This window comes from Tannockella kyphosi, assembly GCF_021054785.1.
GTDB classification, from domain to species: Bacteria; Bacillota_I; Bacilli_A; order Erysipelotrichales; family Coprobacillaceae; genus Tannockella; species Tannockella kyphosi.
Genome location: NZ_CP088239.1, coordinates 1,814,918 through 1,830,779 on the forward strand (window position 1 = coordinate 1,814,918; position 15,862 = coordinate 1,830,779).

Genomic DNA, 15,862 nt, shown 5'->3' on the forward strand with positions numbered 1-15,862 from the left:
ATACTCTCTAATGCTTTATTATACAACGTATCCATACTATACAAGTTCATTTTCCTTCTTCTATTATTATTTTGGCTTTAAAAGATACTGACGTACAGCAATTTCATCAGCATGATTCTTATGAACACCTGTAATTTCTCCTTTATCCTCCACTCCAGAAAACAATCGTCCTCCCTCAGCATTAGTCATCAAAAGAATAGCTTCAATAAACTCATTATCTTTTAGTTGTTTAACATCCCTTTGATATTTGATTTTTAATAACTACTTGCTAGGTATAATTCACATAAAAACACCCACTAAACGCACTCTAACGCGCGCGTGTGTTTATTTCAATAATTTTAACGCGCGCGTGTGAAAGTGCGCAATGTAAACATTACTTTTATAATTACCTATCTCAATTCTTTATAAACATCTTTCTATCTCTTTTCTATCACTATTCTCTTTCTATCACTGATAGAATACAATTTTTCATTCTTTTTTAAAACAAAAAACTCTCCTAAGAAAGTTTCCTGTCTTCTTAACATAGCAAGAAATCTACTATATTTTGATGAATAATACCATTTCTACTCATATCAAATTCATCATAAGATATTACATACTTTGGATGATTATCTGATATACTTTCTAATACCGAAAACTCATGTTCAACCACTTCTTCACTTGCAAGCAAATATGCTACTTGAATATAGATTTTTTCACTTTGTTTTCTAGCAATAAAATCAATTTCTTTCGTTCCATTTTTACCAACCGTAATAGTATATCCTCTACGTAGTAATTCTACATACACAATATTTTCAAACATAAGATTAATATCTTTCCTATTTCCACCAAATACCGCTTCTCTTAATCCCTGATCAACAAGATAATACTTCTCATTGACCGATAGAATCTTTTTACCTTGTATATCTTCTCTTTTCACCCTATAAAATAAATAAGCAGATTCACATGCTCTAATATAATTTAAAACTGTTTCTGGAGAAACAACTCTCCCTTCATTTTTAAAATATTTTGAAATGTTCGTTGCAGAAAAGGTAGTTCCTATGTTTGTTGTAACATATGCGATAATGCGCTCCAGTAAATCTACATCACGAATATTATTTCGTTTTACTACATCTTTTAACACTAGTGCACTATATAAATCTTTAAGATACATCTTACTTGGTTCTACATCAAATTGTAAATTACTAAGATACGGCATACCTCCCATAGTTAAGTATTGTTTAAAAATATCATTAGGACTACTATTAGGAAATAGTTTATTGTAACTCATTGCAAACTCTTCTAAGGAAAAAGGATAAATAACAAATTCAACATAACGCCCTGATAAATAACTTGCAAGTTCACTAGATAGTAACTTTGCATTTGATCCAGTAATATAAATATCACAATCAAATTCCACCCTAAAAGAATTAATTGCTTTTTCCCAATCCTTTACTTCCTGTATTTCATCAAAGAATAAATATACTTTATCATTATTATCCAAAATGAATTCACTTACTTTATCATGCAATGCGCTTGCTGATAAAATATCAGCATGCCTCATATCTTCAAAGTTAAACTCTATAAACTGTTGTTTATTTACGCCCTGTCTTAATAATTCTTCTTGTATAAGTTTTAACATAACTGACTTCCCACTTCTACGTACACCTGTTAATACTTTTACCAAATCTTTATTTATAAATGGCCTGATTTTTTTTAAATACTGTTCACGTTCAATCATTAGAATCACCTCACTAATATTATAGTATACCACTTATATGTTTTATTCAATCAAATATGATAGTTTTAACAGTTATAACCGTGATAATTGGTATATTTATATATTTTATCAGTTATAACTGCTAAAATATATTTATTTCGTTATGCTTTTAGAATTTCAACAATAACATTCCTGTCCCTTAAAGTCGTGACAATAAATCAAGTAATCTTATTTGTAATATTCTTTAGCTTCTTCTATAACTTTATTTATAAATAAAAAAACTCTCCTAAGAGAGTTCAAGTTCATGCATAAATCTAACAGTTTGAAGTATTATAACTATCTTTTTGTTATAAATATTCGTTATAAAACAAGAGTTTTTATAGTGTTTGCATCTTACGAGCATCTTAATCAAATGCACTCAAACAAAGTTTACATCGTATTATGTTCATATTTTTAATAAGCACCCTTAGAATAAGTCACTTCATAGCTATGCGTATAAATTTCGAATACAATACCAAATGGATCTTCAACATAACACATTTTATATGGTTTTTCATTTGGATAGTATTCCTTGATAGGCATACGTTGTTTACCACCATGAGATACAATTTTTTCAATCATACCCTCAATATCTGGATCCTGCACAGAAAAATGGAAAAGACCTGTATTTTTGAATTCAAATGGTTGCGTTTTTTTATCGTTATCCACAAACTCAAATAGTTCTATTCCAATGGCGTTTGAAGTGACCATGTGAGCAATTTTGAAATCTCCATGCCCTTTACCGAATACTTCCTCGCACATAATTCCGATTGCAGAAGTATTTTCCTCTTTGATAACTGATGGTTCCATTACAACATACCAACCCATTACCTCGCTATAAAACTTAACCGCCCGTTCTAAATTAGACACAGACAAACCTATGTGTGAAAATGCTCTTGGATAATTCATTTTCGTACCTCCTTTCGAGATACTTTAATAATATAGTAATATAAAGATTAAGAGAATAACGTACTTTTTTGTACCTATGTATTATCAATCATTATTTCATTTTCACTAGCATATTCTTTTGAAAAATCACAAAATCCCTCCACAAGAGGAATAAGTCCTTTGTAGCGCGGTGAGAGTGAATATACTACATTAAGTGGTTTCTCACATACCACAGTCCTTACTAATATATTGCTTAACTCAAGCTCCTTTAATTGTGTGACAAGCATTTTATGTGTTATATCAGGGATACCTCTTTGCAGTAAAGAAAAACGATTATCTCCATTTAAGATATGCCACAAAATCCTCATTTTCCATTTCCCACCTAGCAAATCCATTGATAACAGCAATGCACAAGTGTATTGTTTTTTTATCTTCATCTTACATTCCTTATTATATAAATTTTAATTGTTCTTACTTTTTTATTAACATATTTTATTGTAAAACAAATACCAACTACAATCAATGTATACAAACCATATATTTGAGTATTAGTATATCCTATATAAATCAGTATTGTTATAGTAGTGAATAGACTTATACATACAATATCCTACAAATGCACCATTACAAATATTTTGCATACCGTTCTTGTTTCATAACAAATCAGGCTTCATCTAATATAAACACCCTATATATGCAAATTTTATCATACTAGACTTACGCATTCAATGATGGATAACAAATTAAAAACTCTCCTAAGAGAGTTCAAGTTCATGCATAAATCTAACAGTTTGAAGTATTATAACTATCTTTTTGTTATAAATATTCGTTATAAAACAAGCATTTTTATAGCATTTGCATATTATGAACAACATAACAACATCGTACTAATTACAATAATGGTTATTCAATATTCATTGATTGTTTTATTTTAAACGCACGGATAAACGCACGCGTGCGTTTATCGCATTACTAACATATCTAAACATACATCACTCTTTTTGGTTTGTCAGATCACTAATAAATATTAGAAAAATACTGTTTATAACTGATCTGCTAGCATGTATTTTGTGTTTTTTCCATTTCCTACTTTTACAATAATACCTAGTTTAAGCATTTCACCAATAATACTGTTAGCTCTGGTTACTTTAACATCTAACAATTCTTCTATTGATAGACGTGTGATATATTTGTTATTTTTTAAATATTCAACTACTAAATTATGTGTTTTTGATAAACCTATTGTGTCATTATTCATATTTGGAAGAGTAACTCTAAATGCACCATCTGCATTTTCAAATACTGGTTTATTGATGCATTTATTGTAAGAACTCATTATTTTACCAACACCAATACCATAGGATTCAATTAATTGCATTCTATAAAATAATGCTGCTAATTTTTCATTTCTTGCTTGTGATGCACCTAAAAGAATAGCTTCTATCGACATCCCAGAAACAAGGCCTCCTAAAGAAACAATCTCAATTTTATTGGAATACACATTAATAAAAGTATCTCCACTATAACTATAATCTCGATGTACGATTGCATTTAATAATGCTTCTCTTAATGATAATTCCGGATAATCTTTTTGATCAATTCTTAATAAGCCATCAAATGATGCACTTGTTCTATTATATAACTCAAGTGTAGCATATGCATCATTTAATTGTTTAAAAATAGAACCTTTAAATTCTTTTCTATCTATAAAAACACTTTTATCATTGCCTTGAAATACAGCAAGTTTAATAGAATGAATACATTCATCTGATGTTAGTAAAGCAAGATTTGTATACATTTCATCATTATTGATAAAACCTAAATTATGCATTTGAACCTGACCAAACTCTAGGTTCCTTTTTTTCATTTCTTCATTCATTGTATTGAAATGTAAATTTTGTTCAATAGAACGACTATTCTCAAAAGAATCTCCATCTGTTAATTTTATCATCTGGCGAATTGCATCTTGTGATGCAGGAGCAGAAGATGTCCCTTGTCTAACGTAGACACCTGATGATTTCATTCCCTTATCTTTAAGATAATAAGGTTTTCTTGTTCCCTCTTCAACAGTTACTTTGATGATATCTTTATTTTCTTCTACTAGTGATTCCACACGTATAAACATCATAGCATCAGGTAAGATATTATCACGAAGAAGATTCGTTATCGCTAACATAACTTCATCAACATCATTTATTCCAACCACTTCACCACTATCAGCAATTCCTTCATATATTGTTCCACCATCACAGTTAATAAATGCAATGACTTCTTTCTTCAAATCTTGTGTATATTTTTCTTTTAACTCTACTTTATAACCCTCTTTAAACATCTTTCTATCTCCTTTCTATCACTATTCTCTTTCTATCACTGATAGTATCATGTTTTGTGATAGAATACAACTTTTTATATAAAATTATCCCCTTTTCATTCTTTTTTAAAACAAAAAACTCTCCTAAGAGAGTTTAAGTTTATGCATAAATCCAACTGTTTGGAGTATTATAATTATCTTTTTGTTAATGACTAAAGTACATAAAATAAGAGTTTTTATAGTGTTTGCATCTTATAAGTATCCTAACTATAGTCATACAACAATAGTGCTTTTTTACTAGCACATACTGATATAACACGTAATCTTGAGTATATCACCCAAAAATGAAGACTAAAAATAGTTAATCCATTTAGCTATAATACTTCTGTGATTTACTCTTAGGTTTTTCCGGTAATGTCATTTTAAGATTTCCACTTTCTATCAATGGTAAAACAATTGTATTCATTGCATAATACTGTGTTTTGCCTAAATACTTAGCTAACTCAGATCTTGTTCTCGGTGTTTTACAAAATTCAATAAGTTCTTCAACCTCGTTTACCTCTGTTTTTCCACTATTAGATATTTTGAGTTTAGACATGACACTATTCTTTAGAATCACAGTAAATGTTCCTCGTCTATTAACAAATTCAGGAGGACAAAGACTCATTTTTTCCATTTCATAGTGAATAGTCGGAATACCAGAATATCTATTTTCTGCTGCTTTTTGTACCTCCAGTATATGGGTCAATGTTTGGTTTCTTGTATCTGCATGAGCCTTTCCTAAACCATCAACAGTAATTCTACCGTAAAGACCTCCTTCATTTGTAATTTCAAGTCGATCACTATACATTACAATTCTTATAGGTGCCCCTTCTGTATGAATACTATAATCTCTATGCATTAGAGCATTTAATATAGCTTCCCTGACTGCTTTAATCGGGTATTCTGGTTTATCATGTCGTTTTCCTTCATCATCAATAATTGTTTTTTCTCTCATGTTTCTTTTTACAAAAGCAACAGCTTCTTCTAACATTTCAGCGATAGTACCCTCTATTCTCTTATTAGAAATAAATCGCTCTCCTTCATCTCCTGTCTGACCCATGATAGTTCCAGGAACAACTACTGCAGTGATGCAGAGTTGTGGATAAGTAGCTTGTGGATATTTTGAAAAACACATTATCCCTGAAAAGGTTGGATTTCCACCCTTTATCACTCCCATTAAATGAAGGATTTCATCGTTTGAAAGCCTTGAAACATTAGGTTTATTTTCTTTTATATTTAGAATATACTTTTCAAGTAATATATCATCTAGTATAGAAAAATCAGTAGAATCAGCAATTCTAATATCATCCTTAATTCTTCTATGATATGCATCATAGCTGTAAATTTCATAATCACTCATAGGTTCATCTGCTTCTGCCACACGAATATATGAACCTTTAACCTTACCTGCACCTTTATAGTAAACAGGTCTATCTGCAATGTCTACTCCAGGAATTTCAGCTGAAACAACCATCTTATTTTCAATCATTGCAACTGTAAATAGTGGCCTAACTGCAATTTCCATTTGTTTGCATTGTTCAGCAACTTTATGTTGTAAATCTTGAGGATCGTAGACACCAACTATTTCAAAATCCTTTTTCTCATCTAATCCAAATAGGATAGTACCTCCACCATCTTGGTTTGAGAAACTTGAAAGTGTATCATATAATTTTGTGAGTGTTCTCTTTTGAACTGCTTTCACTTCAATATACTGCGTTTCACAATTATATTTTTGAATAGTTTTTACCAAACTAACTAAATCATCTATTTGCATAATACAACCCTCCTAAGTATATTTACTTATAATATGCTATTTTAAACAAAATTATTCAATAAAATAAACAAAATTATCTATATAAATTTTGTTTATTTATAATTTTAATCTAATTTTACTTATTATTTTGTTTATTTCTGATATTTTTAAAGTATTTTTCTTTATTTTTTCTTTACATAATTTTCTATCACAATTTTCTTTCTACCATTACAGAATACATCTTCCGCTATATATAATTCTTCTTTTATCCCTATTTGTTCATTTTAAAACAAAAAAAGAACTCTCCTAAGAAAGTTCAAGTTTATGCATAAATCCAACTGTTTGGAGTATTATAATTATCTTTTTGTTAATATATATCCTTTATGAAATAATGTTTTTATAGATCCTTGCATCTTATAAGCATCTTAATCAAATGCACTCAGACAAGTTAAATACTAGTTTACTACGTATTATGCTCATACTCCTCAGCACCTATGATTTTTTGCGAGTTAGAATTATACCAACAATCGACCCAATTAATGCAATTGGTGCAATTCTTACAAATAACCATTCAATGCCGTGTAAAATTGTTCCTGCAACAGCTAAATCAGGCTTACTATAATTCCATCCCAAATAAGAACTATCTAAGAAATATAAAATCACAAAAATTGCTACAATAATTGCACACACCGAAATAAATATCCAGTGAACTAGTTTTCTGCTTCTTACACTTTTTTGTGACAACTGTAAGTTAATAACCTCTAATTTTTCTGAAATTACTTTGAGATCACCTTCTCTTTCTTCTGCTATAGTTTCACCAAACATTGTGCTTACTGGAATTTCAAGAACTTCTGACATAGTTACTAACGTTTCAGAATCTGGAACTGATAATCCTTTTTCCCATTTTGAAATAGTTTGTCGTACGACATTCAACTTAATAGCAAGTTCTTCTTGTGAAAGTCCTTTTGATTTTCTAATAGTTTTAATATTTTCACTTAGCATAACAAATACCTCCTTTGTTTGTACTTTGATTTTAGCAGATATTTGCCCGTTGCCACAAGCAACGCATATTAACATTCACCATAATAGGCATAAAGGGTATATAAATAATCTTTAGTTAATTATAACATTCTTTTCGTTTATGACAAACTCACTTAGTACCTATCGTCTTTTCTAATTCTAACAAGTTATATTCTTTATGAAGTTCTCTTCTTAATTCTTCTTCACTAGGTAAGTATAGTTTATATCTAGATGCATATACGTTACTATTTTTAGGTAACGTATATTTTACTAAGCTTTCACTTTTATCCACGCATAACACAATACCAATAGGTGGATTATCTTCTTTACTACTTACTTTTTCTTCATAGTAGTTTACATACATTTGCATTTGTCCTAAGTCTTGGTGCGTTAAGTCCCCTATTTTTAAATCAATAATAACAAAACACTTTAATAAATAATTATAGAATAATAAGTCAATATAAAAATGTCTCCCATCAAAGGTAATTCTTTTTTGTCTTGCTATAAAAGAGAAACCTCTTCCTAATTCTAATAAGAATTTTTGTAAATGAGAAATTAAAGCACTTTCTAATTCTTTTTCACTAAAAGATGCCTGATCAGGAAGTCCTAGAAACTCTAATACATAAGGATCTTTAATAATATCACTTGGTGATTTTAATAATTCATCTTCATCTGACAAGTTATCTTTCATAGTTTTCCCATCTTTACTAGATAATAACCTTTCATAATAAAAGGAGTGAATTTGTCTTTCTAGTTGCCTAGTACTCCAGTTAGAATTTACACATTCTTCTTCATAAAAATTTCTAGCTTTTTCATTTTCCACTCTCATTAACAAACGATAATGAGTCCAACTCAATTCGCCACGCAGTGCGTGGCTTTTTGAAAAAGTTAAATAAAATTGTCTCATATCTTTGAGGCTAGAAACCTTAAACCCTGTTCCAAACTCTGCAGACAACTCTTTTGATATAGTTTTAATTAAATCACTCCCATACTCTGCTTTTTCCTTTCCGCCTTGTTTTTCTACTATCGTTCTACCAATTTCATAATATGCTTGTACCATAGTATTATTAGTTACTTGATATACTTTATCTCTAGCTTGATAGACAATATTTCTTATATCATTTACTATTTCTTTTTCTAATTCCATTACTAGTTTCCTCTTTTCTTTTGTTCTTTTCATCATATTATTTAATTACTTTCTCATTAAGTTATACGTATTTTACTAAACAATTACTTTTAAATAATAAAAAGCCTTTCTTCTAACTTCATAATATTGTGAAGTAGTTAATAGACTTTTTACTGAAATTCTTATTTAATTGTTTGAAAAATGAGTAAATCTATGTATTTATATAAAAACCCCTTTTTTATAGTTTATTTAGTTCCTGAATTTTGTACGATAAGGACCAAAAATAGCTTAAAATTGTGTTTGTTTTAGTACAAAAAGATAACTTTTCGTTCAAAAGGAAAATTATGTTGATTATATCTATGCAATTTGTTTCGGCCTATTATTATACAACTTCTACCAATCTCACCTTAGCATCAGGATCATCGTTGTAAGGTATTACTGCCTTGACGTGTTCTTCTACTTCCCTATTCTTATTGTACTACTACTGCTAAATAAGTTATCATCGTCACATCTCATAGTTTTTATTTAAGTATCTTTTTTGTTTTCATCATAATTCCTCCTAAATAGCGATATGTTTGTTCTCTGTTTTTAGAACTTACTAGTTAGAAAGTATCAAAAAAGACTAGAAATTAATCTAGTCTAATCCACAGGGTATGCTAATATTTTTTATATTCTCAATGATTAACTAATTGAATAATTCCTGCTATAACATTTAAACTAGCAGCTATTAAAAATAATGATTTCATATATATATTTTTCCCTGTAATTTTATCGTTAAAGAACATAAATATAATAAGTACCGATAGACATAAAGGATTTAATCCAGGAATCATATTTCCAGTTATTACATAAATCACAGAAAGAGCTATTACTATTACACTAAAAACAATAGTACTAATGTCCAAAATTTTATCTTTTTTCATTGTTTCACACCTCACAAAATATAAAAAGCAAATCTTATCATACTAGACTTACTCATTCAATGATGGATAACAAATAAAAAAGAACTCTCCTAAGAAAGTTCAAGTTTATGCATAAATCCAACTGTTTGGAGTATTATAATTATCTTTTTGTTAATAACTAAAGTATATAAAATAAAAGTTTTTATAGAGTTTGCATCTTACGTGCAACATAACCACAGACATACAATGACGCCATGTATAATAGTGATTTTGTTGTTCTTAAAATAGTTATCTCCCCTATTTTAATTCATATCTCGATGAGTTTCCTTTTCTAATCAACTCTAGTTTCCCACTTTTTACAAGGTTTTTCAATATTCGGTACGCTTGATCTTTAGTTACTCCTAGTAATTCTACTACATTATTACGAGTAACATATTTTTGCTGTTTAGCAAGTTTCAGTACTAATTCATCATATTTTAAACGATCAATACCTGTCTGCCTTACATAACCCACAACATTATCTTGAGCTTTATACACTTTTACACTTAGCATGTAAACCCTTGATTTACCAGTTCCATTCGCTTCCACAAGTCCACTCTCTATTAATTTTTCAATATTTGATTTTGTTCTAGATTCACTAATATGCATAGTATCAGACAATTCTTGTATTGAAACTCTTTTTTGACTTTGTAATGTTGACAAAATCAATAAAGAATTGATTGGGAGCATTCTTCCAATTCTATTCTCTTCATTAGACAACATCTTAGCAAATGCCAGGTCTGGATCAGCTCTTTGTACAAATAACTTTACATAGCTACTTGTCGACTCTGAATAATCAGGAAATGGACGTCCATAAACGATAGACCCTTCATATATACGATCTATCCCTCGACCAGTTCGTTCTGCTAACCCTATTCTTTTCATTGCATCTGCCAAAGCATGATTTCGACCGTGTGGTTCAACTGTTAATAAATTATGTAAGTTAACCCCTTCAATAAATCCTCCTGGACTACTTATTGTTAATCCCTCATCTTCTATTGCTAATCGCACCCTTTGTAATATTGAGTAATCTCTATGACAAAATGCGTTTACTAAACCTTCCCTAAATGCTGATTCTGAAAACTCTGGAATTGGTATCCTAAATAATCCCGATTCCATTTCACGCTCTGGATTCCATGCCTTTAAGTAGTTTTCAAATATTTCAAACGTTGCTAGTAAAGGTTTTGAAAACTGTTCATTTACCCTAACTTGTGTTCCTTCAAGAACTTGAAAACTTGATTTTGCAGTAGGCATCAACTCTTCCAGCCTATCTTCTTTTCCTATCAATAACATGCCTGTTACTGTTGGATATGTTACACCATTTTCTTCTTTAGTTATTCTTAAAGCTTTATCTAAGTCTTCGTCTGTCAATTCAAGAAGCAATTTGTCCCCTTTTCGCATCTTAATAATGTTTCTAAGTCGCACTCTCTCATTTGGATTTAAATCATTCACTGAGGCATCTGTAATTATTTGTGCTGAAAAATCCAACAAGCTAAGCTGAGATAAACGTGTATTTATCTCATGTGGATACATTGGTATATTTTCAGGCGAACCATCCAACTTTAGTCTTCTTCGAAGAATTTTCCCTTCGCTAGAAGCTACAATCGTTCTACTCATAGGTATATCAATCCTTAAAACTTGTTTTCCTTCTTCGATAATTATTTCCGCTTTAGAAGATACAGACGGAACAGTTTTATTAGCAATTAATGCTACTACACCAATTTCATCAGCATGTTTTTTATGCACACCTGTAATTACTCCGTCATCCTCAACACCCAAAAATAATTGTCCCCCCTCGGTATTCGCCATTCCAAGAACAGCTTCAATAAGCTCATTATCTTTTAGTTCTTTAACATCACTTTTAAATTCAATTTTTAATGTTTCTTTGCTGGGTATAATTCTCATAAAAACACCTCCTAAACGCATTATATCGCGCGCGCGCTTTAATTTCAATAGTTTTATCGCGCGCGCGCGAAAGAACGCGTAACATCTTCATTTTTTACTTTATATTTATCAATATAATTTAGCACTCCTAAGATGTTATTCATTCTATTTATCCCCTTTTATTTTTTCTTTAAAACAAAAAAAGAACTCTCCTAAGAGAGTTCAAGTTTATGCATAAATCCAACTGTTCGAAAAAATAATAATTATCTTTTTGAGAACTGTGGTGCACGTCTTGCTGCTTTAAGTCCGTATTTTTTACGTTCTTTAGCACGAGCATCACGAGTAAGGAATCCAGCTGCTTTTAATGTTGGTCTATAATCATCTCCAGCTTGTAATAAAGCTCTTGAGATACCATGACGGATTGCACCAGCTTGACCTGTGTATCCTCCACCATATACATTAACACTAACATCAAATTTTTCACCTGTGTTAGTTAATTCTAAAGGTTGATTTACGATCATTAATAAAACATCTGATGATAAATAATCTTTAGCAGTTTTACCGTTAATAACGATATTACCAGTACCTGGAGTTAAGATTACTCTAGCTACTGATGATTTTCTACGTCCAGTACCTCTGTATTGTACATTTGCCATTGTCATCTTTCCCCTTACCCTTTAAATTTCATTTCTTCTGGTTGTTGTGCTGCATGAGGATGAGTACTTCCTGCATATACATGAAGTTTCATTCCTTGTTTTCTTCCTAATGTGTTATGAGGTAACATACCTTTAACAGCTGCTTCCACAAATCCTGTAGGATCTTTTTCTTGGAAAGTTCTAGCAGTTTTAACTTTTAAACCACCTAACCATCCAGAGTGACGGTAATATTTTACACTATCTAATTTTTTACCAGTCATTACTACTTTTTCAGCATTAATGATAATCACGTTATCTCCTGTATCTACATGTGGTGTAAATGTAGGTTTATGTTTACCTCTTAATACTACGGCAACTTCTGAAGCTAAACGACCTAAAGTTAAGTCAGTAGCATCAATTACGTACCATTTTCTTTCAATTGTGGCTTCATTAGCCATTGTTGTTTGTCTCATCTTCTCTTCTCCTATATCCTTACCGGGGACTTTAGAGTTCTTATGAACATTTCCATTATAGAGATTTATATGCTTTATGTCAATTGTTTTCTATCTATTTTGTATAAAAACCATGTTATTTTTATTCTACTACTTCTCTACCTTCTATTAGCTTTAATCCCGTCATTTCTTCTATCTTAAATTCATAAAAATGGTTATAAAAACATGCTCCCATCGCTATTTTCTCACCATCCTTCAAATAATAATAACCTATCTTATCTCCATAATCATAATCATCAAAATCATAAGAGATAACATACTCACTACCATCTATCCCTATAAAAGAATAATAGCCTGCATCTCCTTCTACAGGATAACCTTCTCTTACTAGTATTTCATACAAAGAACTAAAGCTTATTCCATAACCATACGTACTCCCTACTATATCATCATAACAAACAATGAATTCTTCTTCATAATCATCTTCGTCTTCTTGTTCTCCATAATAGATATATACACGATGATAATAACCATCTAGAGCAGTAGCTATTTCTTCTTGAGTAAATGTTTCTATTACTTCATAACGATAATCTAATGCACATTGAATAAACTCTGCTAACATTTCTTCATAACTAGTTTCATAGCTAGTCATTCCAGATATGTTACCAGAAGTATCGTCATAGGTTTCTATTGTGTTTGCTAGTAGGTGATCATAAGTTAAATAGTAGCCAATAGATAATCCTTCATATCCTAATTGTTCAAAGGTTGATTGAAGTATTTGAATGTCATTGTAACATGCTAGTAACTCTTCTTTGTTTGTATAAGACCCTTGTATATTAGCAGAAAATAAGCCCTCTTCATCTATAGAAGATACTACCTCTAATCTCTCTAACACCGGAAGGTCATCATAAATAAAATCAATAACTGCCGCGTTATAATCATTCCACAAACTATTTGAAACCCACTCATTGCCCCAATAAAAATCATCAATTACATGAAACACTAAGCCAGTATCATCTACTGTTACTGTCCATACGCTATCTTCATATCCATCTTCCTCTATTCGAATATAACTTGTAGAAGATACTGTTATATCAGTTAGATTTAATTTCTCTTCTACTGCATTTTTAATATCCTTCTTATCATAATCTTCTGTACAACCTGTCAGAAGGATTAATAATACAAATAGCATCCCTTTTTTCATGATATTTCTCCCTTGTAACATCTCTCTATACAAGGATTATACATCTTTCTACAGAAAAATACCGCTCTATTTTTAAGAAAATAAAAGAGGCTGTAACGCATTAATAAAATAAGATTTGTTTACATTATGGAAAAAGGCGCAGAATTCAAGATGAATTCTAACGCCTTTTTTGGTATAATAATTGTATGGAAAACTCGACTTTAACATACAATACTACACCAATTTCCATAACCTATAATAGCACATTCCAAATGAAATTACCATTAGACATTTACACGGTTTTACCTAATGATGATTACTTAACATCTTTCGTAGAAATTATGAAAGGACTTGATGTTGCCAAGTATTTGAGCCAACCTTTCCCTCATGTAGGGAATAAGGGATACGACCCTAAAATGATGTTGAATGTTGTCCTGTTTGGATTCATGGAGAAGGTACCTAGTCTAAGAGAACTAGAAAAATTATGTCGTACAGATATTCGTTATATTTATTTAGCTGATGGTTCTACACCTAGTCATCAGTCTTTTAAGCGTTTCATGGATAAGTATTTAAAAGTACAAGTGAGAGATATTTTTTATGATATTAATGAACGATTAAAAGCACTTGACAACATAGATACTTCAGCGCTTTATATCGATGGTACAAAGATAGAAGCGAACGCAAAAAAGAACAGCTTTGTATGGAAGAAAGCAACAATAGGATATCAAGCAAAATTGTTTGATAAGGTATCAAAAATACTACCTGATATAAACAAATTAGTTTCTACTAGTTATTCTATTCAACCTCGTTATTCATCTCTATTGCTTGGCGAGATAGCTGATAGACTAATGAAGGAAGCAACTGCTCAAGGAATAACGTTTGTTTATGGAAAAGGAACAAGAAAAAGCTTATTACAACGAGTTTTTGATGATGTTCTAAGTTACTATCTATCTGCTAGTAAGTATGAAGAACAGTTAAAAATATGTGGGGATAGAAATAGTTACTCTAAAACAGATCATGACGCAACTATGATGAATATGAAGTATGACTATTATAATCAAACTGGAGTCTTTAAACCAGGCTACAATATACAAATAGGAGTCAGTGACGAATACATCATGCATCTAGATATTTATAGTAATCCAACCGACACAAAAACATTTATCCCATTTATGGAACGCTATAAAGAATATTATGGAGAATTACCAACATATCCTGTTGGAGATGCAGGATATGGAAGTTATGATAATTATATGTACTGTATAAAAAATGGAATGAATTTATCTATGAAGTATAATTATTATGCGATAAAGAATAGTACAAAGTTTAAAAAGAAAATATATCATATACTAAATTTCAAGAAAGATGAAAAAGGAAAATATGTATGTCCTCAAGGACATACATTCAATATAGATGAAGGGGAAGTATACAATGAAAAAGGAGTATATACCCAAGTACATAGTCGATATAGTTGTGGGAAATGCCATAATTGTCCAGTAAAAAATAAGTGTACAAAATCAACAGGAGAAAGAGTCCTCAACATAAATGTAACTCTTAATCAAATGCAAGAAGAAGTGGATGAAATATTATCTACTGAATTAGGGAAACAATTAAAATCAAATAGATCAAGTCAAGCAGAAGGAACATTTGGTTTAATAAAACAAGACCTTGGATATCAAAGAATACGAAGAAGAAAAACAGAAAATGTGAAATTAGAACTCATGTTACTGTCAATAGGATATAATTTGCGAAAATATCATCATAAAAAACACAGGAACGCTACGCACTAATTTAGATAAATAAGAAAATGAAAGAACGAAAAACGTGTTCTACTTTTTATTATGTCCCAAAATGTGAATAACTTCTTATTTTTTTCTGATTAACATAAA

Annotated in this window: 14 protein-coding genes; 1 reads left to right on the forward strand and 13 read right to left on the reverse strand. The window is 30.4% G+C overall.

What is annotated here, in order from left to right; translation table 11 throughout:
• Window positions 1-66: 66 nt before the first annotated feature.
• From LRR82_RS08820 to LRR82_RS08880, 13 genes are all read right to left on the reverse strand, one after another.
• On the reverse strand, window positions 67-189 hold the full coding sequence (locus tag LRR82_RS08820) for an RNA-binding domain-containing protein (RefSeq protein ID WP_249029059.1): 123 nt from the start codon (window positions 187-189) through the stop codon (window positions 67-69).
• 328 nt (window positions 190-517) lie between these two features.
• Window positions 518-1,720, reverse strand: a complete 1,203-nt coding sequence (locus tag LRR82_RS08825) for an ATP-binding protein (RefSeq protein WP_249029060.1) — start codon at window positions 1,718-1,720, stop codon at window positions 518-520.
• Between the two features lie 432 nt (window positions 1,721-2,152).
• Window positions 2,153-2,647 carry a VOC family protein gene (locus tag LRR82_RS08830; RefSeq protein WP_249029061.1) on the reverse strand — a complete coding sequence of 165 codons (495 nt, stop codon included), beginning with the start codon at window positions 2,645-2,647 and terminating at the stop codon, window positions 2,153-2,155.
• Window positions 2,648-2,721: 74 nt separating this feature from the next.
• Window positions 2,722-3,063, reverse strand: a complete 342-nt coding sequence (locus LRR82_RS08835; RefSeq protein WP_249029062.1) for a winged helix-turn-helix transcriptional regulator — start codon at window positions 3,061-3,063, stop codon at window positions 2,722-2,724.
• 605 nt (window positions 3,064-3,668) lie between these two features.
• Entirely contained in the window at window positions 3,669-4,958 is a 1,290-nt protein-coding gene (locus LRR82_RS08840; protein ID WP_249029063.1) for an RNA-binding domain-containing protein, read from the reverse strand.
• A 349-nt stretch (window positions 4,959-5,307) separates the two neighbouring features.
• Window positions 5,308-6,753, reverse strand: coding sequence for an ATP-binding protein (locus LRR82_RS08845; RefSeq protein ID WP_249029064.1), 1,446 nt, complete (start codon window positions 6,751-6,753; stop codon window positions 5,308-5,310).
• Between the two features lie 471 nt (window positions 6,754-7,224).
• A complete protein-coding gene (locus tag LRR82_RS08850; RefSeq protein WP_249029065.1) occupies window positions 7,225-7,734 on the reverse strand; it encodes a helix-turn-helix domain-containing protein in 510 nt (169 codons plus the stop codon).
• A gap of 148 nt (window positions 7,735-7,882) precedes the next feature.
• A complete protein-coding gene (locus LRR82_RS08855; RefSeq protein ID WP_249029066.1) occupies window positions 7,883-8,899 on the reverse strand; it encodes a PDDEXK nuclease domain-containing protein in 1,017 nt (338 codons plus the stop codon).
• Window positions 8,900-9,552: 653 nt separating this feature from the next.
• On the reverse strand, window positions 9,553-9,801 hold the full coding sequence (locus LRR82_RS08860; protein ID WP_249029067.1) for a hypothetical protein: 249 nt from the start codon (window positions 9,799-9,801) through the stop codon (window positions 9,553-9,555).
• Between the two features lie 276 nt (window positions 9,802-10,077).
• Window positions 10,078-11,724 (reverse strand): RNA-binding domain-containing protein, encoded by a 1,647-nt coding sequence (locus LRR82_RS08865; protein WP_249029068.1) that lies wholly within the window; start codon window positions 11,722-11,724, stop codon window positions 10,078-10,080.
• Between the two features lie 242 nt (window positions 11,725-11,966).
• A complete protein-coding gene (gene rpsI / locus LRR82_RS08870) occupies window positions 11,967-12,359 on the reverse strand; it encodes a 30S ribosomal protein S9 (RefSeq protein ID WP_249029069.1) in 393 nt (130 codons plus the stop codon).
• 14 nt (window positions 12,360-12,373) lie between these two features.
• Entirely contained in the window at window positions 12,374-12,811 is a 438-nt protein-coding gene (rplM, locus tag LRR82_RS08875; protein ID WP_249029070.1) for a 50S ribosomal protein L13, read from the reverse strand.
• A gap of 121 nt (window positions 12,812-12,932) precedes the next feature.
• On the reverse strand, window positions 12,933-13,994 hold the full coding sequence (locus LRR82_RS08880; protein WP_249029071.1) for a hypothetical protein: 1,062 nt from the start codon (window positions 13,992-13,994) through the stop codon (window positions 12,933-12,935).
• Between the two features lie 251 nt (window positions 13,995-14,245).
• Between LRR82_RS08880 and LRR82_RS08885 the strand changes: the two genes are divergently transcribed.
• The gene (locus tag LRR82_RS08885; RefSeq protein ID WP_249029072.1) at window positions 14,246-15,763 is read left to right on the forward strand and encodes an IS1182 family transposase; all 1,518 of its coding nucleotides are present in this window, start codon (window positions 14,246-14,248) and stop codon (window positions 15,761-15,763) included.
• Window positions 15,764-15,862 lie beyond the last annotated feature (99 nt).

Coding starts and splice junctions, on each gene's coding strand:
- LRR82_RS08820 (WP_249029059.1), bottom strand. CDS start 189: ATGACTAATGCTGAGGGAGGACGATTGTTTTCTGGAGTGGAGGATAAA.
- LRR82_RS08825 (WP_249029060.1), bottom strand. CDS start 1,720: ATGATTGAACGTGAACAGTATTTAAAAAAAATCAGGCCATTTATAAAT.
- LRR82_RS08830 (WP_249029061.1), bottom strand. CDS start 2,647: ATGAATTATCCAAGAGCATTTTCACACATAGGTTTGTCTGTGTCTAAT.
- LRR82_RS08835 (WP_249029062.1), bottom strand. CDS start 3,063: ATGAAGATAAAAAAACAATACACTTGTGCATTGCTGTTATCAATGGAT.
- LRR82_RS08840 (WP_249029063.1), bottom strand. CDS start 4,958: ATGTTTAAAGAGGGTTATAAAGTAGAGTTAAAAGAAAAATATACACAA.
- LRR82_RS08845 (WP_249029064.1), bottom strand. CDS start 6,753: ATGCAAATAGATGATTTAGTTAGTTTGGTAAAAACTATTCAAAAATAT.
- LRR82_RS08850 (WP_249029065.1), bottom strand. CDS start 7,734: ATGCTAAGTGAAAATATTAAAACTATTAGAAAATCAAAAGGACTTTCA.
- LRR82_RS08855 (WP_249029066.1), bottom strand. CDS start 8,899: ATGGAATTAGAAAAAGAAATAGTAAATGATATAAGAAATATTGTCTAT.
- LRR82_RS08860 (WP_249029067.1), bottom strand. CDS start 9,801: ATGAAAAAAGATAAAATTTTGGACATTAGTACTATTGTTTTTAGTGTA.
- LRR82_RS08865 (WP_249029068.1), bottom strand. CDS start 11,724: ATGAGAATTATACCCAGCAAAGAAACATTAAAAATTGAATTTAAAAGT.
- rpsI (WP_249029069.1), bottom strand. CDS start 12,359: ATGGCAAATGTACAATACAGAGGTACTGGACGTAGAAAATCATCAGTA.
- rplM (WP_249029070.1), bottom strand. CDS start 12,811: ATGAGACAAACAACAATGGCTAATGAAGCCACAATTGAAAGAAAATGG.
- LRR82_RS08880 (WP_249029071.1), bottom strand. CDS start 13,994: ATGAAAAAAGGGATGCTATTTGTATTATTAATCCTTCTGACAGGTTGT.
- LRR82_RS08885 (WP_249029072.1), top strand. CDS start 14,246: ATGAAATTACCATTAGACATTTACACGGTTTTACCTAATGATGATTAC.